This window comes from Bradyrhizobium sp. cir1 (genome assembly GCF_014198245.1).
GTDB lineage: Bacteria > Pseudomonadota > Alphaproteobacteria > Rhizobiales > Xanthobacteraceae > Bradyrhizobium.
Genome location: NZ_JACIHE010000041.1, coordinates 19,808 through 43,341, shown reverse-complemented (window position 1 = coordinate 43,341; position 23,534 = coordinate 19,808). Strand labels below are relative to the sequence as shown.

Genomic DNA, 23,534 nt, shown 5'->3' with positions numbered 1-23,534 from the left:
TCTCGCCAAGGCATCGGCTGGTCCTCCCAGCCGACAGAGAACTGTCACCCATCCATCCGGTCTACTGTGTTACCTCTCTATCCGGTCTGGACACCGCTGCCCCTTCTCCCCTTGCGGGAGAAGGTGGCATAGGCGGCCTCCGGCCGCCGTTCTTAAGAACGCCGAAGCAAAGCTTCGGCTATGGCGCCGGATGAGGGGTATCTATCCACGAACACAACAAGCAGTGTCGCGCGCGGAGAGATACCCCTCACCCGGCTCGCCGCCTACGCGGCGAGCCACCCTCTCCCGCAAGGGGAGAGGGTGCACCGACGATGCCGCTCGAAAATTCAACTCAACCAGAACTTCGGCGTTGTCGGCTCCAGCCGGCCGCCGACGCGCACCGGGGCGATGCGGAGCGCGAGGCCTGTTGCATCGTCCGTCTCTACCGCGACGGCGCTGAGCGTTGCAGCGCCTGCTGCCGGCTCGAAGCGACCCGACGGAATCCCCGTGGTGAACCGCCGCAGCGGCTCTTCCTTCTGCATGCCGATGATGGAGTCGTAGTCGCCGGTCATGCCGGCATCGGTCATGTAGGCGGTGCCGCCTGCGAGGATCTGGTGGTCGGCGGTCGGCACATGCGTATGGGTGCCGACGACGAGGCTGGCGCGGCCGTCGCAGAAGAAGCCGATGCCCTGCTTCTCGCTCGACGCCTCGCAATGGAAATCGACGACGATGGCATCGGCGGCAACGCCGAGCGGACAGGCGCCGAGCTCGCGCTCGAGCGCGGCGAAGGGATCGTCGAACGGGGTCATGAAGACGCGGCCCAGCGCGTTGACGACGAGCGCGTGCTTGCCGTTCTTGGTCTCGACCAAGGCCGCGCCGCGGCCGGGCGTGCCGCGCGGATAGTTCGCCGGACGCACCAGGCGGTCGGCGCGCTCGATGAACACCAGGGCTTCACGCTGGTCCCAGGAGTGATTGCCGAGCGTCACCGCGTCGGCGCCGGCCTCGAGGAATTCCTGGTAGATCGCTTCCGTGATGCCGAAGCCGCCGGCCGAATTCTCGCCGTTGACCACGACGAAATCGAGCGACCAGTCCTTGACCATGCCGGGCAGATATTCGGCGACGGCCTCGCGCCCGCTACGGCCGACCACGTCACCCACGAAGAGAATGCGCAACTTCAGAACTCCGGAAATCGTACACGTCCGATTCCGTTAGCACATAATCCAGCGCCACGTCGTGCGATAGTGCCGGAACCGCCTCGATCTCCTGCGCCGCAAAGGCAAGCCCGATGCCGACGATGTGCTTGGATTTCCGCAAATGCGCAAAGGTGAAATCGTAATGCCCTGCGCCGTAGCCGATGCGATGGCCGAGGCGGTCGAAGGCGGCGAGCGGCGTCAGCATGATGTCGGGGATGACTTCCGCGGCTGCAGGCGACGGCTCGGGAATGCCGAGCGGGCCGAGCATCAGGCGGTCGTTCGGATGGAAGATGCGGAAGATCAGCGACTGGCCGCGCGCGGTGACGCAAGGCAGCGCGAGCCTGGCGCCCTGCTCCGCGAGCTTCTTCAACAGCGGCATCGGATCGATCTCGCTGCGGATCGGCGAATAGCCGGAGACGATGCTGCCCGGCAGCAGCTCGAACGGCAGCCCGCGCTTGGCGAGCTTTGCGGCCGCAGCAGCGCGCTTCTTCTCGCTCAGCGCATCGCGTTTGGCGAGGGCTTTGGCACGGAGCTCGGCTTTGGACATACGCGTTTTCCCCGAAGGCGAAGTCTTGCTCCGCTGTCATCACCCGCGAAGGCGGGTGATCCAGTATTCCAGAGACGCCAGTGATCAAACATCGACGCCGCGGCGTACTGGATGCCCCGCCTGCGCGGGGCATGACACTGAGAGTGAATTGACCGCCGGTTTGTCGTGGACGCAATTCGACGAGAACGAACAGCCAGAAACAAAAGTGCGAAGCCGCGTACGCCGTTGAAGCACTCGATCCCGGAGTTCCCTACGAAAGTAGGTGGGCACCATATGTCCGGGCCCACGGGCCCGGCCAGGGACAGTTCCCTAAAGGATCGATAAGGCCCCGGGGATATATGGCTCCTGACGGACGTCGCAGCCTCGCCTGCGCAATGTAACAACGATACTGACGAATCGCCAGCCCGGCGCTGCAGCCCCCCACTTTCGCAGCCCGCACAGTGCCACCCTCCCCTGGAGGGGGAGGGTCGGCTCACATTGAGCGCAGCGAAATGTGAGACGGGGTGGGGTGACGGTCTCTCCACCTCCAACAGTGTTCGTGTGGAGAGATCACCCCACCCCGCTCGCGCTACGCGCGATCGACCCTCCCCCTCCAGGGGAGGGTAAGGCCCGTAGCCCCATCGAGCCCAACAATTGATCGAGTCTTCCGAAGAGCCTCAGCCGATCGCAATGCCGTTGCCGACGGTCCGGTTCAGCACCTGGGTCGACTTCTCGATGCGTTCGGCGGCGGCGTTCAGGGCGTTCACCACTGCGGTCTGGGTCATGCGGGCACGCTCGACGGCGGCGTTGCGGAAATCCCGGAGCTCGGTCAACTCCTGCTCGAGGGTTCGGACACGGTTGCTGGTGTCGATCAGTTCGTCGCAGACGGTCAGCGCGGCCATCACGGTCAGCCGTGCATCGCCGATCTCGCCGAATTTTCCGCGCAGCGACTGGATGCGCGTCTCCAGGGTTTCGGCGAGCTTGAGCAGCCGCACCTCCTGGCCCTCCTCACAGGCCATGCGGTATTGCCGGCCATTGATGGTGACGTTGATGTGGCTCATCCATCCTCTCCGGTATCGAGCACCGAGCGTATCGTGACGATTGCAGAATCCAGCCGGTCGGAGATCTCGCGATTGGTGCGCTCGAGCTTGCGCGCCTTCACCAGCGCGCCGTCGAGCTCGTCGGCAAGTCGCGAGCGGTCCGCGCCGAGCGCCTGGATTCGCGCCGCGAGCTCGTTCTCGTCGCGATCGGCATCGCGCCGCCGCTCGACCGCGCTTTCGAGCGCATCGAGCGCCGCCATGAGCCTGCGGGTCGCGATCTCGATCTCGACGGCGGAGGACTCCGTCATGGCAGAGCTGTTGGACACGCGATCGTTCATGCAGTCAGCGGCGGAACCTGGCGGCCTTTGCCCAGTGGCCTTTCCCTGGAGCTTGCCGTCCGGCAAAAGACTCGGTTCGGCAAGCGGTTAGAAGCAGAAATTTACGTGGCAAGCTAGCCGAGCGCAACGCCGCCCGGAAACTATGCACCGATAGATCGGACGGACATCGTCCTGATCCGTCAATTCCTCCCGGCACGATCGCGGCCGAAAACCGGTCTCCAGAGAGGCAACTTTTACGGCCAAACCGGCGTTTGATTGCCTTGGACTCCCGGAACTGAGGTGCTATCCCAGCCCCGACCTCTAGCGGCCGCAAGGCTCCTTTCCCGCGCGGGCGTACACGCCAAGCGCCTCATTTCAGACGGATTTTCATCATGATGCAGCTCGATGCCACCCGTATGGCGAATGCGCAGGTCGACGCCACCCGTATGGCCAACGCCATCCGTGGCCTTTCGATGGACGCTGTCGAGAAGGCGAAATCGGGCCATCCCGGCCTGCCGATGGGCGCCGCCGACATCGCCACGGTGCTGTTCACGCAGTTCCTGAAATTCGACGCCGCCGCGCCCGCCTGGCCGGACCGTGACCGCTTCGTGCTGTCGGCCGGCCACGGCTCGATGCTGCTCTATTCGCTGCTGTATCTCACCGGCAATGCCGAGATGACGCTGGACCAGATCAAGCAGTTCCGCCAGGTCAACTCGCTGACCCCCGGCCATCCCGAGAACTTCCGCACCAAGGGCATCGAGACCACGACCGGCCCGCTCGGACAGGGCATCTCGACCGCTGTCGGCATGGCGCTCGCCGAGAAGATGCTCGCCGCCGAGTTCGGCAAGAAGATCGTCGACCACCACACCTATGTGCTCGCCTCCGACGGCGATCTGATGGAAGGCGTCTCGCAGGAAGCGATTGCGATGGCCGGGCACTGGAAGCTCAACAAGCTGATCGTGCTCTATGACGACAACGGCATCTCGATCGACGGCCCGACCTCGCTCGCCGATTCCGTCGACCAGGTGAAGCGCTTCAAGTCCGCCGGCTGGGCGGCCGAGAAGATCGACGGCCAGGACCAGGCCGCCATCGCCGCTGCGATTACGCGGGCGAAGAAATCCAACAAGCCGACGCTGATCGCCTGCCGCACCACCATCGGCTTCGGCGCGCCGAACAAGGCCGGCACCTCCAAGGTGCACGGCGAGGCGTTAGGGGCCGACGAGCTCAAGGCCGCCAAGGAGAATCTCGGCATCTCGCTCGAGCCGTTCACGGTCGCAGATGACGTGCTGAAGGCCTGGCGCGCAGCCGGCAGCCGCGGCGCTGCGGCTCGTCAGGAATGGGAAGCACGGCTCGGTGAGCTCGGCAGCCGCAAGCGCGCCGAGTTCGAGCGCCGCCTGCGCCATGAGCGTCCGGCCTCGCTGGCAAAGGCACTGAAGGCGCACAAGAAGGAGCTGCTGGAGAAGCCGCTTGTTGCCGCCACGCGCAAATCGTCGGAAGCGGCGATCGAGGCGATCGCAGCCGCAATGCCGATGGAATTTTTGGCGGGCTCGGCCGATCTCACCGGCTCCAACAACAACAAGGCGAAGTCGGCGACCGCCTTCTCCGCCAAGACGCCGAAGGGCCGCTTCATCCATTACGGCATCCGCGAGCACGGCATGGCGGCCGCGATGAACGGCATCTTCCTGCACGGCGGCTTCGCGCCGAACGGCGCGACCTTCCTCGTCTTCACCGATTATGCGCGTCCTGCGATGCGCCTTGCCGCGCTGATGGGCGCCGGCGTCGTCTACGTGATGACGCACGATTCCATCGGCCTCGGCGAGGACGGCCCGACCCATCAGCCGGTCGAGCATCTCGCCGCACTTCGCGCCATCCCCAACATGCGCGTGTTCCGCCCGTGCGATTCCATCGAGGTCGCCGAGTGCTGGGAACTGGCGCTGAACCGCGTCGACGGTCCGACCGTGCTGGCGCTGACGCGGCAGAACCTGCCGCAGCTCCGTACCACCGCACCGAACGACAATCCTTGCGCGGCGGGCGCCTATGAACTGGTTCCGGCGCAGGGCGAAGCCAAGGTATCGCTGTTCGCGTCCGGCTCGGAGGTCGAGATCGCGGTTGCCGCGCAAAAGCAACTCGCCGAGCGCGGCATCGCGTCACGGGTGGTGTCGGTGCCCTCGCTCGAGCTTTTGTTAGCGCAACCAGAAGCCAAGCGCGCCGCCATCATCGGCAATGCGCCGGTGAAGATCGCAATCGAGGCCGCGGTGCGCTGGGGCTGGGATGCCGTGATCGGCCAGGATGGCGAATTCATCGGCATGCATTCCTTCGGCGAAAGCGGCCCGGCGAAGGAGCTTTACAAGCATTTCGGCATCACCGCCGAGGCTGCGGTTAACGCCGTGCTGAAGCGCGTTTCCTGAGAGTTGAGCTTGTCAAAAAAAAGGACTAGGTAACGTCTCATATGATCAAGCCCCCGCCCGGCCGAACCGGGCGTCCGCCCTAAAAAACCCATGCAGGCGCGCGAAGCGCGTTGTGCGGGACGACAACGGTCATTGAAGGAGACGAAACATGGCAGTCCGCGTCGGAATCAACGGTTTTGGCCGCATCGGCCGCAACGTGCTGCGGGCTATCGCCGAGTCAGGCCGCAAGGACATCGAGGTCGTCGGCATCAACGATCTCGGCCCGGTCGAGACCAACGCCCATCTGCTCCGCTTCGACAGTGTCCATGGCCGCTTCCCCGGCACCGTGACCGTCGATGGCGACTCGATCAACCTCGGCAGCGGCAAGATCAAGGTGACCGCCGAGCGCGATCCCTCGAAGCTGCCCTGGAAGGATCTCGGCGTCGACATCGCGCTCGAGTGCACCGGCATCTTCACCTCGAAGGACAAGGCCTCCGCGCATCTGACCGCCGGCGCCAAGCGCGTGCTGGTCTCCGCGCCCGCCGACGGCGCCGACGCCACCATCGTCTACGGCGTCAACCACGACACGCTGACCAGGGATCATCTGGTCGTCTCCAACGGAAGCTGCACCACCAACTGCCTCGCGCCGGTCGCCAAGGTGCTGAACGATCTCGTCGGCATCGAGACCGGCTTCATGACCACGATCCACGCCTATACCGGCGACCAGCCGACGCTGGACACGCTGCACAAGGATCTCTACCGCGGCCGCGCGGCTGCGATGTCGATGATCCCGACCTCGACCGGCGCCGCCAAGGCGATCGGCCTCGTGCTGCCGGAACTCAAGGGCAAGCTCGATGGCGTCGCGATCCGCGTGCCGACCCCGAACGTCTCGGTGGTCGACCTCAAGATCGTCGCCAAGCGCGCCACCGATGCCAAGGAAATCAACGCGGCGATGAAGCGCGCCTCAGAGCAGCAGCTCAAGGGCATCCTCGGCTACACCAGCGCGCCCAACGTCTCGATCGACTTCAACCACGACCCGCACTCCTCGACCTTCCACGAGGACCAGACCAAGGTGCAGAACGGCACGCTGGTGCGCGTGATGTCCTGGTACGACAACGAGTGGGGCTTCTCGAATCGCATGGCGGACACCGCCGTCGCGATGGCGAAGGTGATCTAACTCCGCTGCGTTTTCGACATTCCGGGATGGTCCGCAGGACCAGACCCGGAATCTCGAGATTCCGGGTTCGCGCTGCACGCGCCCCGGAATGACTTCCTAGAGGCCCGGGACAAGAGAGCCAGAGATGTCCGCTAAATTCCGCACCCTCGACGACGTCGACGTGAAGGGCAAGCGCGTGCTGCTGCGCGTCGATCTGAACGTGCCCATGGACAACGGGCGCGTCACCGACGCAACGCGGCTCGATCGCGTCGCGCCGACCATCACCGAAATCTCGGACAAGGGCGGCAAGGTCATCCTGCTCGCGCATTTCGGCCGTCCGAAGGGGCGCGATGCCAAGGACTCGCTGAAGCCGGTTGCCGAGGCACTGTCGAAAGTCGTGCAGAAGCCCGTCGCCTTCGCCGATGACTGCATCGGCGAGCCTGCGGCCACAGCCGTGGCGGCGCTTAGCGATGGCGACATTCTCTGTCTGGAAAACACCCGCTTCCACAAAGAGGAAGAGAAGAACGATCCCGCCTTCGTCGCGGAACTGGCAAAGCTCGGCGACATCTGGGTCAGTGACGCGTTCTCGGCCGCGCACCGCGCCCACGCCTCGACCGAAGGCCTCGGCCACAAGCTGCCGGCCTATGCCGGCCGCACCATGCAGGCCGAGCTCGATGCGCTGGAGAAGGCGCTGGGCTCGCCGACCAAGCCGGTCATCGCGATCATCGGCGGCGCCAAAGTCTCGACCAAGATCGACCTGCTCGAAAACCTCGTGACCAAGGTCGATGCGCTCGTGATCGGCGGCGGCATGGCCAACACCTTCCTGCACGCCCAGGGCGTCGCGGTCGGCAAGTCGCTGGCCGAGAAGGATCTCGCGCCGACCGCGGTGCGCATCATGGAGAAGGCGGAAGCCGCCAACTGCGCGATCATCCTGCCGGTGGACGCCACCGTCGCCTATCATTTCGCGGCGAACGCGCCCTCGCACGCCTATGGCCTCGATGCGATCCCGGCCGAAGGCATGATCCTCGACGTCGGCCCGCAATCGGTCGCGCGCGTTCACGCCGCGATCGACGATGCGGCGACGCTGGTCTGGAACGGACCGCTAGGGGCCTTCGAGATGCAGCCGTTCGACCGCGGCACGGTTGCGGCCGCCAAGCATGCCGCCGAGCGCACCAAGGCCAAGAAGTTGATCTCGATCGCGGGCGGCGGCGACACGGTTGCGGCCCTCAACCAGGCCCATGTGGCCGGTGACTTCACCTATGTCTCGACCGCCGGTGGCGCATTTCTTGAATGGATGGAAGGCAAGCCCCTGCCCGGCGTCGAAGTCCTGCGCATCAAGTAATCAGTCGGCCTTTCAAGTCAGCCTTTACGTCAGCCTTGCAGGCCCAAACCGGAGAAAAACACACATGGCTCGGATCACGTTGCGTCAATTGCTCGACCATGCGGCGGAGAACGATTACGGCGTACCGGCCTTCAACATCAACAACATGGAGCAGGCGCTGGCGATCATGGACGCGGCCAACCAGGTCGACGCGCCCGTCATCATCCAGGCCTCGCGCGGTGCGCGCTCCTACGCCAACGACGTCATGCTCAAGCACATGATGGACGCGGTCACCGAGATCTATCCGCACATCCCGGTCTGCGTGCATCTCGACCACGGCAACGAGCCCGCGACCTGCATGACCGCGATCCAGGCCGGCTTCACCTCCGTCATGATGGACGGCTCGCTCAAGGCCGACGGCAAGACGCCGGGCGACTGGGGCTACAATGTCGGCGTCACCAAGACCGTGACCGACATGGCCCATCTCGGCGGCATCTCGGTCGAGGGCGAGTTAGGCGTGCTCGGCTCGCTCGAGACCGGCATGGGCGACAAGGAAGACGGCCACGGCGCCGAAGGCAAGCTCAGCCACGACCAGCTGCTGACCAATCCGGACGAGGCCGTGAAGTTCGTGCAGGAGACCCGGGTCGACGCGCTCGCGATCGCGATGGGGACGTCTCACGGTGCTTACAAATTTACCCGCAAGCCCGACGGCGACATCCTCGCCATGAACGTGATCGAGGAGATCCACCGCAAGCTGCCGAACACGCATCTCGTCATGCACGGCTCCTCGTCGGTGCCGCAGGACCTCCAGGACATCATCAACGCCTATGGCGGCAAGATGAAGCCGACCTGGGGCGTGCCGGTGGCCGAGATCCAGCGCGGCATCAAGAACGGCGTGCGCAAGATCAACATCGACACCGACAACCGCATGGCGATGACCGGCCAGATCCGGAAAGTCCTCAAGGACAATCCGGAAGAGTTCGATCCGCGCAAGTACCTGAAGCCCGCGATGGAAGCCATGACCAAGCTGTGCAAGCAGCGGCTGCAGGAGTTCAACACCGCAGGCCAGGCCTCCAAGGTCAAGAAGGTGCTGACCACCGCCGAGATGGCCAAGCGCTACGCCAAGGGCGAGCTCGATCCGAAGGTTGCGTAAGACCGCAGGCACCCTCTCCCGTCATTCCGGGGCGCGCGGAGCGCGAGCCCGGAATCCATGGTTACCACCATCAACGCGGATTAATGGATTCCGGGCTCGCGCCAAGGGGCGCGCCCCGGAATGACCGGCCTCCCCCCTTAGCCTGCGACGAACGTTAACTCGGCAATTGCCCGAGAACGGTCTATTTTCATGGGCAAGGGCAGAATCGTTTTGGGAGGACCTCTCGATGAATCTGACTGAGCTCAACAGGATCGCGACCGCCATGGTCGCGCCCGGCAAGGGCATCCTTGCTGCCGACGAATCCTCCGGCACCATCAAGAAGCGTTTTGACGCGATCGGCGTGGAATCGACCGAAACCAATCGCCGCGATTATCGCGAAATGCTGTTCCGCTCCAACGAAGCCATGAGCAAATATATTTCCGGCGTGATCCTCTATGACGAGACGATCTGGCAGGATGCCGCGGACGGCACGCCGCTGGTCAAGCTGATCGAACAGAACGGCGCCATTCCCGGCATCAAGGTCGACGAAGGCACGCAAAGCTTACCGATGTGCCCGGGCGAGCTCGTCACGGTCGGGCTCGACAAGCTCGCCGAGCGGCTGAGGAAATATTACGAGCGCGGCGCGCGCTTCGCCAAATGGCGTGCGGTGATCGACATCGGCAGCGGCATCCCCTCGATGACTGCGATCGGCGTCAACGCCCATGCGCTGGCGCGCTATGCCGCGCTGTGCCAGGCCGCCCAGATCGTGCCGATCGTCGAGCCGGAGGTGCTGATGGACGGCGACCACGACATCGATCGCTGCTATGACGTCACCCAGCGCGTGCTCAACGAGACCTTTCAGGAATTGCGCGTGCAGCGCGTCGCGCTCGAAGGCATGGTGCTGAAGCCGAACATGGCGATCTCTGGCAAGAAATGCGCAAAGCAGGCCTCGGTCGAGGAGGTCGCGGAGAAGACGATCCGATTGCTGAAGGCCTGCGTGCCGGCGGCCGTGCCCGGCATCGCCTTCCTCTCCGGCGGCCAGTCGGACGAGGAGGCAACCGCGCATCTCAATGCCATGCACAAGCTCGGCCCGCTGCCCTGGGGCCTGACCTTCTCCTACGGCCGCGCCCTGCAGGCGGCGCCGCAGAAGGCCTGGTCGGGCAAGGCCGAGAATGTCGCGGCCGGACAGCGCGCCTTCAGCCATCGCGCACGGATGAACGGCCTCGCCTCCAGGGGCGAATGGCAAAGCAGTCTGGAAAAGAAGGCAGCCTAGATCTTGTCGAACAAACCGCCTCCGCCGCGCCCGGCGCCGCGTCTCTATCTCGCGACGCCCGTTGTCGATGATCCCGCTGCGCTCGTCGCCGAATTGCCGGACCTGCTCGCCTCCGCCGATGTCGCGGCGGTGCTGCTGCGGCTGAAGGAGACCGACCAGCGCAGCATGATCTCACGCATCAAGGCGCTGGCACCGCCGGTGCAGAAAGCCGGCGCTGCGCTGCTCGTCGACGGCCATCCTGAGCTCGTCGCGCGCGGCGGCGCCGACGGCGCACACCTCCCCGGCATCGCCGCGCTGAAAGAGGCGCTGCCCTCGCTCAAGCCCGATCGCATCGCCGGCGTCGGCGGGCTGACGACGCGGCACCATTCCATGGATGCGGGCGAGATCGGCGCGGATTACGTGCTGTTCGGCGAGCCCGACGCGAACGGCCAGCGCCCGTCGTCACAGGCGATCGCCGAGCGGCTTGACTGGTGGGCCGAGCTGTTCGAGCCGCCCTGCGTCGGCTTTGCCACGTCGCTGGAAGAGGCCTACGATTTCGCGGCCAGCGGCGCCGATTTCGTGCTGGTCGGCGAGTTCATCTGGGCCGATCCGCGCGGGCCCAAGGCTGCGCTGATCGAGGTCGATGCTGCGATCAAGAAGGCCCATGCGACGGCGCTCGACGGCCAGGATACTGCCGGTCAGGAGCACGGCTAGCGCCCGACATGAAGCTCCCGCGCATCACCATCCTGGCCACGCTGCTGCTCACGGCGCCCGCGGCCGCACAGCTCCAGATCACGCCGCCGGCCACGACGCCGAGCCCTTCGGCCGAGAAGCAGAAGCCCAAGTCGCCGGCCAACAAGGCGCCTCCGCCCGCCAAGAAGAAGGAGGCCGCGCCGGCGCCGAAACCTTCGGCCTCGCCCAAGCCGGCCGCTGCTCCAAAGCCCCAGCTGCCCGCGACCGTGATCCCGGCGCCGCCGACCGACACGCCCGGTGTCGATCTGGTGTTCGGCGCCTACCAGCGCGGCCAGTACAAGACCGCATTCGAGCTCGCCACTGCCCGCGCCCAAGCCGGCGATCCCAAGGCAATGACCATGCTCGGCGAGCTCTATTCCAACGCCATGGGCATCCGCCGCGACTACGCCAAGGCGCTGGAATGGTACAAGCGCGCCTCCGATGCCGGCGACCGCGAGGCGATGTTCGCGCTCGCCATGCTGCGCATTTCCGGCCGCGGCGGCCCGGTCGACAAGGGCGAGGCGGTCAAGCTGATGGCGTCCGCCGCCAAGCTCGGCGAGCCCAAGGCGGCCTATAACCTCGCGCTGCTCTATCTCGACGGCCAGACCCTGCCGCAGGACGTCAAGCGTTCTGCCGAGCTGTTGCGCCAGGCCGCGGACGCCGGCCTGCCCGAGGCGCAATACGCGCTCGCGACCTTCTACAAGGAAGGCACCGGCGTGCCGAAGGACCCCGAACGCGCGGTGCGGCTGCTGCAGGCCGCCTCGCTCGCCGACAATGTCGATGCCGAGGTCGAATACGCCATCGCCATGTTCAACGGCACCGGAACGCCGAAGAACCAGCCCGCGGCTGTCGCGTTGCTCCGCAAGGCCTCCCGCCAGGGCAGCGCCATCGCGCAGAACCGCCTCGCCTGGGTGCTGATCAACGGCACGGGCGCGAACGCGGACAAGATCGAGGGCTTCAAATGGCACCTGGTGGCCAAGACCGCCGGCAAGGGCGATCCGGAGCTCGACAAGCAATTGTCCGATCTACCGGCCGACGACCGGGCCAAGGCGGAGGCCGCCGCCAGGAAATGGCTCGGGACCAAATGACTTGACGCGGGGCCCCTCACGGGGCACCCAGTCCCCCAAACAGGCGCGTTTCTGCGCCAATTTCCCCCGATCAAGACCTAGAGCACATGCTGTATTCCGCCACTATCAACGTCATGGTCAAGGCCGCGCGCCGCGCCGGCCGCAGCCTCAAGCGCGATCTCGGCGAGATCGAGCATCTGCAGGTCTCCCTGAAGGGGCCGGCGAATTTCGTCTCGCTCGCCGACAAGCGCGCCGAGGAGATCCTGTACCAGGACCTCGCCAAGGCCCGGCCCGGCTACGGCTTCATCGGCGAGGAAGGTGGCATGCGCGAGGGCACCGACAAGAGCCACACCTGGATCGTCGATCCGCTCGACGGCACCACCAACTTCCTGCACGGCATCCCGCAATTCGCGATCTCGATCGGCCTTGCCCGCGAGGGCACGGTGATCGCGGGCGTGATCTACAACCCCGCCAATGACGAGCTCTACATCGCCGAGCGCGGCAAGGGCGCGTTCCTCAACGACCAGCGCCTGCGCGTCGCCGGCCGCCGCCAGCTCAATGAATGCGTGGTGGCCTGCGGCCTGCCTCATATCGGCCGCGGCGACCACGAGGAATTCCGCCGCGAGATGACCGCGATCCAGGACCGCGTCGCGGGCCTCCGCCGCTTCGGCGCCGCCTCGCTCGACCTCGCCTTCGTCGCCGCCGGCCGCCTCGATGGCTACTGGGAACGCAATCTGCAATCCTGGGACATCGCCGCCGGCATGCTGATGGTGCGCGAAGCCGGCGGCACCGTGAGCGATATCGCGACACCGGGCGACCCGCTGGTCACCGGGCACGTCGTGTGCGGCAATGAGTACGTGCACGGGGAGCTGGTGAGGATTTTAAGGAAGCCTGCGACTTAACCTCTCCCCGCTCTTCCGCGGGGAGAGGTCGGATCGCGCAGCGATCCGGGTGAGGGGCAAGGCAATCTGCAAGCCAAGTCCACAGTCCATCCGATCCGCATTGCGATCGCCCCAGCGCTTTGACTGCAACATAAAGCGAGTTCGTGGCAGCAGCCCCTCACCCCACCCTCTCCCCGTAAGAACGGGGCGAGGGAGTGAGACAGCGCGCGCCCCTTACCCGTTTGTTGCCTTACGGCTTGACCGGCGCCGGCTCGACCCGCAACGACCAGAGCATGATCCGGAAAAGTGCGAAGCGGTTTTCCGGAAAGATCATGCGTAAACAACAACCTAAAGCGCGATGACGATTCATCCAAATCTCATCGCGCTTTAAGAATCGTCATCGTCGGCTTCCTCGTCCCGATATTCACCGCCCATGGTCAGACCCTCGATGGTCGTGGCGCCCTTCTGCTTGATCACCCGGCGAAGCGGGACCGAACTCTCGCTTCGCAATGCGTCCATCAGTTGCTCCGAATGCGTGACAATCCAGATGTCCGCGCGGCGTGATGCCTTGACGACCAGCCGGGCCAATGGCGCCAGCAGCGACGGATGCAGGCTGGTCTCCGGTTCGTTCAGCGCGATGAAGGGCGGCAGCCGATAGCCCATGAACACTGCGAGCAGGCAGATGTATTTCAGCGTCCCGTCGGACAATTCGTGGGCCTTGAACGGCCGCGGCATATCCGCCAGCTGCAAATCGAATTCACACCAACCATTTTCCGCCCATGCGCGAAGCTCGGCGCCCGGGAATGCATCCTCGATCGCGTCCTGCAGGTCGACGGCATCTTCCCGAATGGAATAGAGTGTCGCCAGGGCAGCAGCCAAATCGGCTCCATCGGCGCTGAGCGAGGGCGTCGTGATCGCCAGGCACGGCTTTCGTATCGGCGACGCCGGATCGGTGCGAAAGTCGTGATAGAATCGCCAGCCCAGCATCGCGTTTCTGATCAGGTCGATCTCAGGGCATTCCTTGCCATCGGAAAAGCCCGCGAGCGCCGTCTCCGACGGCAGCACCGCATCCTTGTGGCTGTTCCAGGCACCGCTCTCGCCGCGGACGCTGACGAGCGAATTTTTCCGCTCCATCAGTCGAACCGTTCGTTTGCCTTGCGTCGCCTCGATGCTTTCGGCCTTGATCATCGGCTCGCCGGAAAATGCCGCCTCGACCGGGCCGGGAAATCCGAGCTCAATGGAATATCTGAGACTATCGAATCTGGCCGACAAACGCAGTCGTCCATCTTCGCCCTTCTTGCGAAGGCCGGACCAGCAGACGGAATTCAATCCGCCTTCCTCGGCGATCGTGCGCGTAATTCGACCTGCCGCCGCGTCGCGCAACAGCGACAAGGATTTGTAGAGATTGGATTTGCCGACACCATTCTCACCCACGAACACGGAGATGGGATGAATGGGTATCGAGAGCCGCCGAATGGAGCGATAGTTGGAGATCGCAACGTCCGTCAGACGCATTATATGCTTTCGATCGGCGGGTTGGCCGTGTATTCGCGCCGCGATGCGAATGCACGCTGATTCAATCCAGAGATGCAGTCTGGATTGACGACGCCGAGAAAGCAAGCGGACCGATCCGGCGTTGAGTAACCGGCCCTCGAGCGGGTGAAGAATTGACGGAAGCCGGCTTACCGCGAAGGCCCTGTCCCACACTCCGCCGTCATCGCCCGGCTTGACCGGGCGATCCAGTACTCCGAGGCGGTCGTGATTGAATCGATGGGCCGCGGCGTACTGGATGCCCCGCCTTCGCGGGGCATGACAGTGTGCCCTATGGCTTCACTGGCGCCGGCGGCCCGTACGCCTCGCCTTCCTGCGCAGCCTTCTCCCGATCCCCCGCCAGCACGCGCTGCACGGAGACAAAGAACACCGGCACCATCAGGAGCGCCAGGATCACCACGGCGATCATGCCGCCCATCACGACGCTGCCGAGCGCCTGCTGGCTGGCGCCGCCGGCGCCGTGGGCGATGGCCATCGGCAGCACGCCACAGATGAAGGCAAGGCCGGTCATCAGGATCGGGCGGAAGCGCAGGCGGCAGGCCTCAACGGTGGCTTCCACCAGCGGCTTGCCCTCCTTGCGGAGGTCCTTGGCGAACTCGATGATGAGGATCGCGTCCTTGGCGGCGAGGCCGATGATGGTGATCAGGCCGACGGTGAAATAGACGTCGTTGGGCAGACCGCGCAGCATCGCCGCGATCACGGCACCGACGATGCCGAGCGGCACGGTGAGCAGCACCGCGAGCGGAATGGTCCAGCTCTCGTAGAGCGCGGCGAGACACAGGAACACCACGAAAATCGAGAGCGCGAGCAGGAACGGCGCCTGCGAGCCCGACAGCTTTTCCTGCAGCGACTGTCCGGTCCATTCATAGCCGAAGCCGCGCGGCAGCTTGCCCGCGAGCCGCTCCATCTCGGCGATGGCGTCGCCCGAGGTGAAGCCGGGCCTGGCCTCGCCGGAGATGCGCACGGCCGGATAATAGTTGAAGCCGGCGATCTGCGTCGGGCCGCGCGCCCATTCGACTGTGGCGAAGGAGGAAAACGGCACGAGCTGGCCGCGGCTGTTCTTGACGTTGTAGTTGAGGATGTCCTCGGTCCGCATGCGGTCTCTCGCATCCGCCTGCACCACGACGCGCTGCATGCGGCCGCGGTTCGGGAAGTCGTTGATGTAGTTCGAGCCGAGATTGGTCGAGATCGTGTTGTTGATGTCCTCGAAAGTGACGCCGAAGGCGCCGGCCTTCTCGCGATCGATCACGAGATTGACGACACCGGCCTCGGGAAGGCCTTCGATATAGACCTTCTGCAGCACCGGGCTCGCATTGGCTTCCGCGATCAGCTGGTCGGCGGCGCGCATCAGGGCCGGATATCCCTTCTGGCCGCGATCCTGGAGGCGGAACGAGAAACCCGAGGAGTTGCCGAGATTGTCGATCGGCGGCGGCTGCAGCGCGGAGATTTTTGCGTCGCGGATCGACGACCCCAGATCGCGGTTGATGTCGGCGACGATTGCAGCGGCCGAATCCTTCGGCCCGCGCTCCGACCAGTCCTTCAGCGTGATGAAGGCCTGCGCGGTGTTCATGCCCTGGCCGGAGAAGCTGAAGCCGGTGAGGAAGGTGACGTTGTCGACGCCCGGCCGCTGCGCCAGATATTTTTCCACCTTCTCGATCACGGCCTCGGTGCGGCCGTAGGACGAATCCGACGGCGTCTGCACGTCGGTGGTGACAAAGCCCTGGTCGTCGACGGGCAGGAAGCCGCCCGGCAGGTTGACGAAGGCCCAGGACAGGCCGACCAGCAGCGCGACATAGACCAGCATCAGGCGGCCGGTGCGCTTCAGCGAAAAGCCGACGGTGCTCGCGTAGCGAAACCGGCAGGCCTCGAGCAGATGATTGAACCGGCTGAACACGAAATTGGTCGAATGGCCGTGCCCCTTGGCAACGGGCTTGAGCAGCGTCGCACACAGCGCCGGCGTCAGCGACAGCGCCAGGAACGCGGAGAAGCCGATCGCCGCGACCATCGTCACCGAGAACTGGCGGTAGATGATGCCGACCGAACCGGGGAAGAACGCCATCGGCACGAACACCGCCATCAGCACCAGCGTGATGCCGATGATGGCACCGGTGATCTGCGACATCGCCTTGCGCGTCGCTTCCTTCGGCGGCAGGCCTTCCTCGGCCATGATGCGCTCGACATTCTCCACCACGACGATGGCGTCGTCGACGAGGATGCCGACCGCGAGCACCATGCCGAACATGGAGAGCATGTTGATGGAGTAGCCGGCAAGCAGCAGCGTGCTGCAGGCGCCCAGCAGCGCCACCGGCACCACGATGGTCGGGATGATGGTGTAGCGGATGTTCTGCAGGAACAGGAACATCACCACGAACACCAGCACCACGGCCTCTAGCAGCGTCGTCAGCACCTTCTTGATCGAGGCCTCGACCACCGGCGTGATGTTGTAGGGGATCTCGTAGGAGATGTTGGCCGGGAAGAAGCGCGACAGCTCCTTCATCTTGGCCTCGACCGCGCTCGCGGTCGCCAGCGCATTGCCGGTCGGCGACATCAGCACGGAGAGACCGGCGGTCGGCTTGCCGTCGAGGCGGGTGTTGAACTGATAGCTGAGACCGCCGACCTCGATGCGCGCGACATCGCGCAGGCGTACGGTCGAACCGTCGGCATTGGCGCGCAGGATGATGGCGCCGAATTCATCGGGCGAGGAGAGCTGGCCCTTCACCAGCACCAGCGCCGAGGTGCGCTGGCTCGAGGTCGACGGCTCGGCGCCGATGCTGCCGGAGGCGACCTGCGCATTCTGTGCTGCAATGGCCTTGTTGACGTCGTCGGCAGTCAGCCCATAGCCGACCAGTTTTGCCGGATCGACCCAGACGCGCAACGAGCGCTCGGTCGAATAGAGCGTGGCGCGACCGACGCCGGGAATGCGGCGGACTTCGCCGAGCACGTTGCGGATCATGAAGTCGCCGAGGCCGACTTCATCCAGGCTGCCGTCGATCGAGTTCAGCGTGATGATCTGGAGCACCGCGCTGGAGGCTTCCTCGATCAGGATGCCCTGCTGGATCACCGCGCGCGGCAGGCGCGCCTCGACGCGCTTGATGCGGTTCTGCACCTCGACCGAGGCTGCACTCGTATCAGTGCCCGGCACGAAATTGGCGATGATCTCGACCTGGCCAAGCGAGTCGCTGGTCGATTCGAAATTGAGGATGCCGGAGGCGCCGTTGAGCTCCTCCTCGATCAGCCGCGTGACGCTGTTGTAGAGGTTTTCCGGCGAGGCGCCGGGATAGCTGGTCGAGATCGAGATCGAGGGCGGCGCGATGATCGGATATTGCGCGATCGGCAGCAGCGGCACCGCAATCGCGCCGATCAGACAGATGAACAGCGCGACCACCCAGGCGAAGATCGGCCTGTCGATGAAGAAACTCGGCATGGCGCGTTACCGCGTGAGCTTCTGGGCGTGCCGGTTGTCCGCGGTCGCGTCCGCTTCCGACCAGGATTGCGGCTTGACCTTGTCGCCGGCCGCGAACTTCTGGAAGCCCTCGACCACGACCTTGTCGCCGGCCTTCAGGCCTTCGGTGACGAACCAGAGTCCGTCCTGCACCGAGCCCGTGCGCACCGGCTGCACCGCGATGTGATTGTCGTCCTTGACGACGAATACCTCGCTGCCACCGCCGCCATTGCGCTGGATCGCCTGCTGCGGCACCGCGATGGCGTCGCTGTCGAGACCCTGGTCGATGCGGACGCGGACATACATGCCCGGCAGCAGCTCGCGCCTGGGATTGCGGAACTCGCCGCGCAGCGTCACCTGGCCGGTATGGGCATCGACCTTGGCGTCGGAGAACAGCAGCTTGCCGTCGAGCGAATAGAGCGTGTTGTCGTCGAGCACGAGGCGCACCTTGGCGGCATCGACCGCGATGCGCTCGAGATCGCCGCTCTCGAAGGCGCGGCGGAGCTGGTTGAGCTCGGTCACCGACTGGGTGAAGTCGGCGTAGATCGGATCGAGCTGCTGGATGGTGGCAAGATTGGTCTCGTTCTGCACCGCGAGCGCGCCCTCGCTGACGAGGGCCGCACCGACCACGCCGTCGATCGGCGCGCGCACGGTGGCGTAGTCGAGGTTGAGCTTGGCGCGGGCGAGATCGGCCTTGCGTCCCTCGACCTCGGCATGGGCCTGGCGCTCGGCGGCAATTGCCTTCTCGTTCTCGGCCTCCGGCGCCGCGCGATCCCTGGTGAGGGTGGCGATGCGGTGCGCCTGCTGCCTGGCCTGCATCAACGCGGCCTCGGCCTTGGCGACCGCCGCCTCGTTGGCCATCACCTCGACCTCGAACGGGCGCGGATCGATGCGGTAGAGCGGATCGCCGGCCTTCACCTCGCTGCCCTGGCGGAACAGGCGTTCGACCACGATGCCGGAGACGCGCGGCCGCACGTCGGAGACGCGCGTCGGCGCGATGCGGCCCGGCAGTTCTCGAACCACGGCGCGCGGTTGCGGCTTGACGACGACGATGCTGACGTCAGGATCGGTCGGCGGAGCGGCAGAGACGGCCGAGCTGGATTCGTCGCAAGCCCCGAGCAGCGGCGCAAGGGCCGCGAGCATCATTGCAACGCATGCCGATCGCGCACGAAGTCCTGACATGAAGTTGAGTGCCCCGATGTTGTTGAAACTGCTCACGCGCCGCGCCAGCCCGTTCTGGGCGATTTGCGCGCAGCTGATGCCGTCAAAATAGAATGGACTTGCTGCGACGCAACGGATGCTGTGGGCGGCTCAATGTCACACGACCTATCGTGCTGACTTTTTGAGGCTTTTCGGGACTCACCGGATTGTGAGTCGGTTTCCATTACCGGCTGCTGCGACAGAAGATCGCAATCACTCGACGGCCCTCATCCGGTAGTGGCTGACGCCCCATTCTGCTCCGCCGGCATAGCCGAACAGGCCTGATGTCGCGAGGCAGAACCAGCGCCAGCGCCGCATCCAGAGACCGGTGTCGTCGCCATAGACCTTGCGCAAGACCGCCTCGATCGTCTCGCGATGCGCGTCGAAATTGGCAAGCCAGTCGTTCGCGGTGCGCTGATAGTGCGTGCCGCTCCAGCACCATTCCTTCTCGACCGCGAAGATATCGTCGAATTGCCTGACGAGGTGATGGCTCGCCATCAGTCCGCCGGTGAAGACGTGCCGGGCGATCCAGTCCTCGCGATCGGCCGGGTCGAACAGATGCGAGCCGGTGCGATGGGTGGCGATGTGCATGAAGAAGCGCGCCTCGGGCGCGAGCCATGAGCGCAGGCGCGTCATCAGCTTGCGCCAGTTCATCATGCGCTCGAACGTCTCGACCGCGACGATGCGGTCGAACCGGGCCTCGGGCGCGAACGCGTTCATGTCGGCGGTGACCACGCGCAGATTGAGCAGCCCGCGCAGCCGCGCCTCCTCCTCGATCAAGGCGCGCTGCGCCTGCGAGCTCGAGACCGCGGTCACCGTCGCGTGCGGAAACTGCCGCGCCATCCACAGTGACAGCGAGCCCCAGCCGCAGCCGAGCTCGAGGATAGCCTGGCCGTCGGCGAGACCGGCATGCTCGACGGTCTGGCGCAGCGCCTCCTCCTCCGCCTCCTGCAGCGTGGTCGCGTCCGTCTTGTAGAAGCAGCACGAATATTTGCGGTTGGGACCGAGCACCTTCGCCACGAAGGACGCTGGCGCCTCGTCGTGCCCGGCGTCCCCGGCAATCGGCCGCAGCAGCATCCGCCCGGCGAAGGCGGCATCGTCGGCCGCGTCCAACGCCGACAGCCGCGTCGCCGCACGGGAGCACAGGCGCTGGATCGCCGCGCGGATCACGACATCCGGCAGCGGCACGCGTTCGGCAGTCCCGATGATCGCGGACACGACGCTCATGCGACCACTCCCTTGGTCAGGTCTCGTGGGGCAGCGGTGGAAGAACGGGCAGGTGCCGGCGACAGCCGGGGGGAGCCACAGGGCGCCGGTGGCCTGCGAGATGCCGAAGTTTTGCAAATTGCGCGTTATCAAAGCGCGATTTCCGCTTTGGGTTCCGAACCTCCCCCCGAATTCCGAGCATCCGGCGCTTTTTTTGGGCCGGGCCTGTGCCATAGTGCGCCCTGCAATCACGTTCGTAACGGATGATACCGGCCATGCCGTCAGGCGCCTCGCCCCGCTCCTCCATGGACATCGAATACACAAAACTGTCCTCGCCCAGCGTCTTCCTGGTGCGGATGCTGGTCTTCCTGGTGCTGTGCGCCCTGGTGGGCGTGGTGCTCTACAAGCAGATCATCCAGGCCTTTTTCGCCAATCCCGGCCTCAACGCGCTGATCGGGGCGGTGCTGTTCATCGGCATCGTGCTGGCGTTCCGCCAGGTCATCCGGCTCTACCCTGAAGTGTCCTGGGTCAACAATTTCCGCATCGCCGATCCCGGCCTGGCCCCGGCCCGGCACCCGAAGCTGCTGGCGCCGATGGCGATGATCCTGGGCGGCGAGCGCACCGGGCGGATGACCATCACCCAGACCACCATGCGGCATTTGCTCGATTCGATCGCGACGCGCCTCGACGAGGCCCGCGACATCTCCCGCTACATGACCGGCCTCCTGGTCTTCCTCGGCCTGCTCGGCACCTTCTGGGGCCTGATCGAGACGGTCGGCTCGGTCGGCAAGGTGATCGACGGGCTCAAGGTCGGCGGCGATTCCGGGGCGCTGTTCGACACGCTGAAGGAGGGCCTCGCCGCGCCGCTCGGCGGCATGGGCATCTCGTTCTCGAGCTCCCTGTTCGGCCTCGCCGGCTCGCTGATCCTCGGCTTTCTCGATCTGCAATCGAGCCAGGCGCAGAACCGATTCTACACCGACCTCGAGGACTGGCTCGCCACCACCGTGCGCGAATATGGCCGCGGCGAGGTAGCGGTCGCGGCCTCTGGCGGCGGCGTCGCCAGTGGCGAGCTTCAGGTCGCGGTCGAGCGCCTGCGTTCCGTGCTCGAGGAAGGCAGCGCCGGCCGCGGCACCACGGCGGCGATGGCGAACCTTGCCGAAGCCATCCAGGCGCTGGTCTCGCACATGCGCACCGAGCAGCAGATGATCCGCGAATGGGCCGACGGCCAGGGCGAGCAGAACCGCGAGATCCGGCGCCTGCTGGAACGGATCGCGCGTCAACCCGAGAAGGGTTAGCAACATGGCTCTAGCACGCGGCCGCCGCAACGAAGGCGCCTTCAACTACTGGCCCGGCTTCGTCGACGCGCTGTCGACGCTGGTGCTGTCGATCGTGTTCCTGCTGTCGGTGTTTCTGGTGGTGCAGTTCTTCCTGTCGCAGGAGGTGACCGGCAAGGACAAGGCGCTGGAGCAGCTCAACGCCAAGATCGCCCAGCTCAACGAACTGTTGTCGCTGGAGAAGCTCGGCAAGCTCACGCTCGACGACCAGGTCTCGCAGCTGAGGGCCGGCCTTGCCTCGGCCGAGTCCGAGCGCGACCGCATCAAGGGCCTCTATGAGGGCTTAGCTGCCGCCGGCACCGATGCGCAGGGCAAGAGCACCGAACTCGGCAAGGCGCTGGATTCCGAGAAAGCGGTCTCGGCGCGGGCGCTGGCGCAGATCGAGGTGCTGAACCAGCAGATCAGCGCGCTGCGCCGGCAATTGGCGGCGCTGGAGGAGGCGCTCGATGCATCCGAGAAGCGCGACAAGGAATCGCAGAACCGCATCGCCGATCTCGGCTCGCGCCTGAACGTTGCCTTGGCGCAGCGCGTGCAGGAATTGTCGCGCTACCGCTCGGAATTCTTCGGCCGCCTGCGCGCCATCCTCGGCAACCGCCCCGACATCCGCGTGGTCGGCGACCGCTTCGTGTTCCAGTCCGAAGTGTTCTTCGACACCGGCCAGGCGACGCTGCTGCCCGAGGGACGCGCCGAGCTCGACACCGTCGCGAATGCGCTGATCGAGCTCGACAAGAAGATTCCGAACGAGATCGCCTGGGTGCTGCGCGTCGACGGCCACACCGACGTGCGGCCGGTGAATGGTCCGAACTTCAAGTCGAACTGGGACCTGTCCGCCGCGCGTGCCATCTCGGTGGTGCAGTATCTGATCTCGCTCGGCGTGCCCGCCCAGCGTCTCGTCGCCGCCGGCTTCGGCGAATTCCAGCCGCTCGACACCGGCAACACGGAAGAAGCCTACAAGCGCAACCGCCGCATCGAGCTGAAACTGACGGAGCGGTAGTGAGCGCGCTCCACCTCCGCCCCTACCGTCCCGAGGATGAAGCCGCCTCCATCGACCTCTGGCATCGCACCTGGCAGCAGGCCTATCCGCAGATCGACTTCGCCGCGCGGCTGGAATGGTGGCGCGAGCGCTGGCGCAAGGATCTGGTGCCGAAGGCCCAGGTCGTGGTCGCCGAACAGGACGGCGTGCTGACCGGCTTCGTCACCATCGACGGCGAGGGTTATCTCGACCAGCTCGTGGTCGATCCCGCGCATTGGGGCTCGGACGCGGCGCGGCTGCTGGTGGACGAGGCCAAGCGGCTGTCGCCGTCAGGCGTCACGCTGCTCGTCAACAAGGACAATGCCCGCGCCATCCGCTTCTACGAGCGCAACGGCTTTGCCCAAGCCGGCGACGATGTGAACCCGACCTCGGGCCGGCCGGTGCTGAAGATGGTGTGGCGGGCGTGAGGCCTGTCACGCAGGGATCCCGCGGCGCCGGTTATTCGTTGTCTCAGCGATGGCACGCGGATGGAGACGATCGATGAAGCTGAGCGAGCTGGCCAAGGGGTCCTCGGTGATGCTGGGCGTCATCATCGCCGGATATCTGTCGACGACCTATGTCGACCAGCGCTTTGCGACATCGAGCGCCCCTGCACAGACGAATACCCCCGGACCATCGGCCTGCGTGGACGCAGATGGAAGCTGGAAGAACTGGCCGTGGCCGAACGTGCCGGCGCTGTCACCGAAGTGCAAATAATCGAGGGGCTTCCCTAACACTCCGCTGTCATGCCCCGCGAAGGCGGGGCATCCAGTACGCAGCGGCCGCTCCGTATTTCACTAGCGTCT

Annotated in this window: 20 protein-coding genes and 1 other RNA gene; 12 read left to right on the top strand and 9 right to left on the bottom strand. The window is 65.4% G+C overall.

Annotated elements, in window-relative coordinates; all coding sequences use genetic code 11:
- Positions 1-326: 326 nt before the first annotated feature.
- From GGD63_RS38230 to GGD63_RS38210, 5 genes are all read right to left on the bottom strand, one after another.
- Positions 327-1,151: a TIGR00282 family metallophosphoesterase gene (locus tag GGD63_RS38230; RefSeq protein ID WP_183250263.1), complete on the bottom strand. Its 825-nt coding sequence runs from the start codon at positions 1,149-1,151 to the stop codon at positions 327-329.
- Positions 1,129-1,719 carry a 5-formyltetrahydrofolate cyclo-ligase gene (locus GGD63_RS38225; protein ID WP_183250261.1) on the bottom strand — a complete coding sequence of 197 codons (591 nt, stop codon included), beginning with the start codon at positions 1,717-1,719 and terminating at the stop codon, positions 1,129-1,131. The genes GGD63_RS38230 and GGD63_RS38225 overlap by 23 nt, the downstream gene beginning before the upstream one ends.
- Positions 1,720-1,925: 206 nt before the next feature.
- Positions 1,926-2,086: non-coding RNA, 6S RNA (gene ssrS / locus GGD63_RS38220), on the bottom strand.
- Between the two features lie 289 nt (positions 2,087-2,375).
- A complete protein-coding gene (locus tag GGD63_RS38215) occupies positions 2,376-2,759 on the bottom strand; it encodes a cell division protein ZapA (protein ID WP_061025095.1) in 384 nt (127 codons plus the stop codon).
- Positions 2,756-3,076, bottom strand: coding sequence for a DUF4164 domain-containing protein (locus GGD63_RS38210; RefSeq protein ID WP_020608063.1), 321 nt, complete (start codon positions 3,074-3,076; stop codon positions 2,756-2,758). The genes GGD63_RS38215 and GGD63_RS38210 overlap by 4 nt, the downstream gene beginning before the upstream one ends.
- 371 nt (positions 3,077-3,447) lie before the next feature.
- Here GGD63_RS38210 and tkt point away from each other — a divergent pair, with 371 nt between their 5' ends.
- From tkt to GGD63_RS38170, 8 genes are all read left to right on the top strand, one after another.
- Positions 3,448-5,463 carry a transketolase gene (tkt, locus tag GGD63_RS38205; protein WP_183250260.1) on the top strand — a complete coding sequence of 672 codons (2,016 nt, stop codon included), beginning with the start codon at positions 3,448-3,450 and terminating at the stop codon, positions 5,461-5,463.
- A gap of 148 nt (positions 5,464-5,611) precedes the next feature.
- On the top strand, positions 5,612-6,619 hold the full coding sequence (gap, locus tag GGD63_RS38200) for a type I glyceraldehyde-3-phosphate dehydrogenase (RefSeq protein ID WP_183250258.1): 1,008 nt from the start codon (positions 5,612-5,614) through the stop codon (positions 6,617-6,619).
- Between the two features lie 124 nt (positions 6,620-6,743).
- A complete protein-coding gene (locus GGD63_RS38195) occupies positions 6,744-7,940 on the top strand; it encodes a phosphoglycerate kinase (protein WP_183250256.1) in 1,197 nt (398 codons plus the stop codon).
- Between the two features lie 64 nt (positions 7,941-8,004).
- Positions 8,005-9,072 (top strand): class II fructose-bisphosphate aldolase, encoded by a 1,068-nt coding sequence (gene fba, locus GGD63_RS38190; protein ID WP_183250254.1) that lies wholly within the window; start codon positions 8,005-8,007, stop codon positions 9,070-9,072.
- A gap of 226 nt (positions 9,073-9,298) precedes the next feature.
- The gene (locus GGD63_RS38185; RefSeq protein ID WP_183250252.1) at positions 9,299-10,324 is read left to right on the top strand and encodes a class I fructose-bisphosphate aldolase; all 1,026 of its coding nucleotides are present in this window, start codon (positions 9,299-9,301) and stop codon (positions 10,322-10,324) included.
- A gap of 3 nt (positions 10,325-10,327) precedes the next feature.
- Complete coding sequence (locus GGD63_RS38180; RefSeq protein ID WP_183250250.1) at positions 10,328-11,017, top strand: thiamine phosphate synthase; 690 nt, start codon at positions 10,328-10,330, stop codon at positions 11,015-11,017.
- A gap of 8 nt (positions 11,018-11,025) precedes the next feature.
- Entirely contained in the window at positions 11,026-12,123 is a 1,098-nt protein-coding gene (locus tag GGD63_RS38175) for a tetratricopeptide repeat protein (RefSeq protein ID WP_183250248.1), read from the top strand.
- Positions 12,124-12,209: 86 nt separating this feature from the next.
- Positions 12,210-13,004, top strand: coding sequence for an inositol monophosphatase family protein (locus tag GGD63_RS38170; RefSeq protein WP_183250247.1), 795 nt, complete (start codon positions 12,210-12,212; stop codon positions 13,002-13,004).
- A 366-nt stretch (positions 13,005-13,370) separates the two neighbouring features.
- Here GGD63_RS38170 and GGD63_RS38165 read toward each other — a convergent pair whose 3' ends face one another.
- The 4 genes from GGD63_RS38165 to GGD63_RS38150 form a co-directional block, all read right to left on the bottom strand.
- Positions 13,371-14,498 carry an AAA family ATPase gene (locus tag GGD63_RS38165; protein WP_183250267.1) on the bottom strand — a complete coding sequence of 376 codons (1,128 nt, stop codon included), beginning with the start codon at positions 14,496-14,498 and terminating at the stop codon, positions 13,371-13,373.
- A gap of 307 nt (positions 14,499-14,805) precedes the next feature.
- Positions 14,806-17,958, bottom strand: coding sequence for a multidrug efflux RND transporter permease subunit (locus GGD63_RS38160; RefSeq protein WP_183250245.1), 3,153 nt, complete (start codon positions 17,956-17,958; stop codon positions 14,806-14,808).
- 6 nt (positions 17,959-17,964) lie between these two features.
- On the bottom strand, positions 17,965-19,158 hold the full coding sequence (locus GGD63_RS38155) for an efflux RND transporter periplasmic adaptor subunit (RefSeq protein WP_183250265.1): 1,194 nt from the start codon (positions 19,156-19,158) through the stop codon (positions 17,965-17,967).
- Positions 19,159-19,389: 231 nt separating this feature from the next.
- Positions 19,390-20,403, bottom strand: a complete 1,014-nt coding sequence (locus GGD63_RS38150; RefSeq protein WP_183250243.1) for a cyclopropane-fatty-acyl-phospholipid synthase family protein — start codon at positions 20,401-20,403, stop codon at positions 19,390-19,392.
- 254 nt (positions 20,404-20,657) lie between these two features.
- On the opposite strand from GGD63_RS38150, the gene GGD63_RS38145 reads away from it, so the two are divergent.
- The 4 genes from GGD63_RS38145 (at position 20,658) to GGD63_RS38130 (ending at position 23,445) form a co-directional block, all read left to right on the top strand.
- Positions 20,658-21,677 (top strand): flagellar motor protein MotA, encoded by a 1,020-nt coding sequence (locus GGD63_RS38145; RefSeq protein WP_183250241.1) that lies wholly within the window; start codon positions 20,658-20,660, stop codon positions 21,675-21,677.
- Between the two features lie 4 nt (positions 21,678-21,681).
- The gene (locus GGD63_RS38140) at positions 21,682-22,710 is read left to right on the top strand and encodes a peptidoglycan -binding protein (RefSeq protein ID WP_183250239.1); all 1,029 of its coding nucleotides are present in this window, start codon (positions 21,682-21,684) and stop codon (positions 22,708-22,710) included.
- Entirely contained in the window at positions 22,710-23,156 is a 447-nt protein-coding gene (locus GGD63_RS38135; RefSeq protein ID WP_183250237.1) for a GNAT family N-acetyltransferase, read from the top strand. The genes GGD63_RS38140 and GGD63_RS38135 overlap by 1 nt, the downstream gene beginning before the upstream one ends.
- 73 nt (positions 23,157-23,229) lie before the next feature.
- The gene (locus GGD63_RS38130) at positions 23,230-23,445 is read left to right on the top strand and encodes a hypothetical protein (protein WP_183250235.1); all 216 of its coding nucleotides are present in this window, start codon (positions 23,230-23,232) and stop codon (positions 23,443-23,445) included.
- Positions 23,446-23,534: the final 89 nt, after the last annotated feature.

Excerpts from the sequence above, each read along its gene's own strand:
- GGD63_RS38165 (WP_183250267.1), bottom strand. The coding sequence starts at position 14,498 with ATGCGTCTGACGGACGTTGCGATCTCCAACTATCGCTCCATTCGGCGG.
- GGD63_RS38160 (WP_183250245.1), bottom strand. The coding sequence starts at position 17,958 with ATGCCGAGTTTCTTCATCGACAGGCCGATCTTCGCCTGGGTGGTCGCG.
- GGD63_RS38145 (WP_183250241.1), top strand. The coding sequence starts at position 20,658 with ATGCCGTCAGGCGCCTCGCCCCGCTCCTCCATGGACATCGAATACACA.
- GGD63_RS38150 (WP_183250243.1), bottom strand. The coding sequence starts at position 20,403 with ATGAGCGTCGTGTCCGCGATCATCGGGACTGCCGAACGCGTGCCGCTG.
- GGD63_RS38130 (WP_183250235.1), top strand. The coding sequence starts at position 23,230 with ATGAAGCTGAGCGAGCTGGCCAAGGGGTCCTCGGTGATGCTGGGCGTC.
- GGD63_RS38185 (WP_183250252.1), top strand. The coding sequence starts at position 9,299 with ATGAATCTGACTGAGCTCAACAGGATCGCGACCGCCATGGTCGCGCCC.
- GGD63_RS38140 (WP_183250239.1), top strand. The coding sequence starts at position 21,682 with ATGGCTCTAGCACGCGGCCGCCGCAACGAAGGCGCCTTCAACTACTGG.
- gap (WP_183250258.1), top strand. The coding sequence starts at position 5,612 with ATGGCAGTCCGCGTCGGAATCAACGGTTTTGGCCGCATCGGCCGCAAC.
- GGD63_RS38175 (WP_183250248.1), top strand. The coding sequence starts at position 11,026 with ATGAAGCTCCCGCGCATCACCATCCTGGCCACGCTGCTGCTCACGGCG.
- GGD63_RS38170 (WP_183250247.1), top strand. The coding sequence starts at position 12,210 with ATGCTGTATTCCGCCACTATCAACGTCATGGTCAAGGCCGCGCGCCGC.
- GGD63_RS38215 (WP_061025095.1), bottom strand. The coding sequence starts at position 2,759 with ATGAGCCACATCAACGTCACCATCAATGGCCGGCAATACCGCATGGCC.
- fba (WP_183250254.1), top strand. The coding sequence starts at position 8,005 with ATGGCTCGGATCACGTTGCGTCAATTGCTCGACCATGCGGCGGAGAAC.
- tkt (WP_183250260.1), top strand. The coding sequence starts at position 3,448 with ATGATGCAGCTCGATGCCACCCGTATGGCGAATGCGCAGGTCGACGCC.
- GGD63_RS38225 (WP_183250261.1), bottom strand. The coding sequence starts at position 1,719 with ATGTCCAAAGCCGAGCTCCGTGCCAAAGCCCTCGCCAAACGCGATGCG.
- GGD63_RS38210 (WP_020608063.1), bottom strand. The coding sequence starts at position 3,076 with ATGAACGATCGCGTGTCCAACAGCTCTGCCATGACGGAGTCCTCCGCC.
- GGD63_RS38155 (WP_183250265.1), bottom strand. The coding sequence starts at position 19,158 with ATGTCAGGACTTCGTGCGCGATCGGCATGCGTTGCAATGATGCTCGCG.
- GGD63_RS38195 (WP_183250256.1), top strand. The coding sequence starts at position 6,744 with ATGTCCGCTAAATTCCGCACCCTCGACGACGTCGACGTGAAGGGCAAG.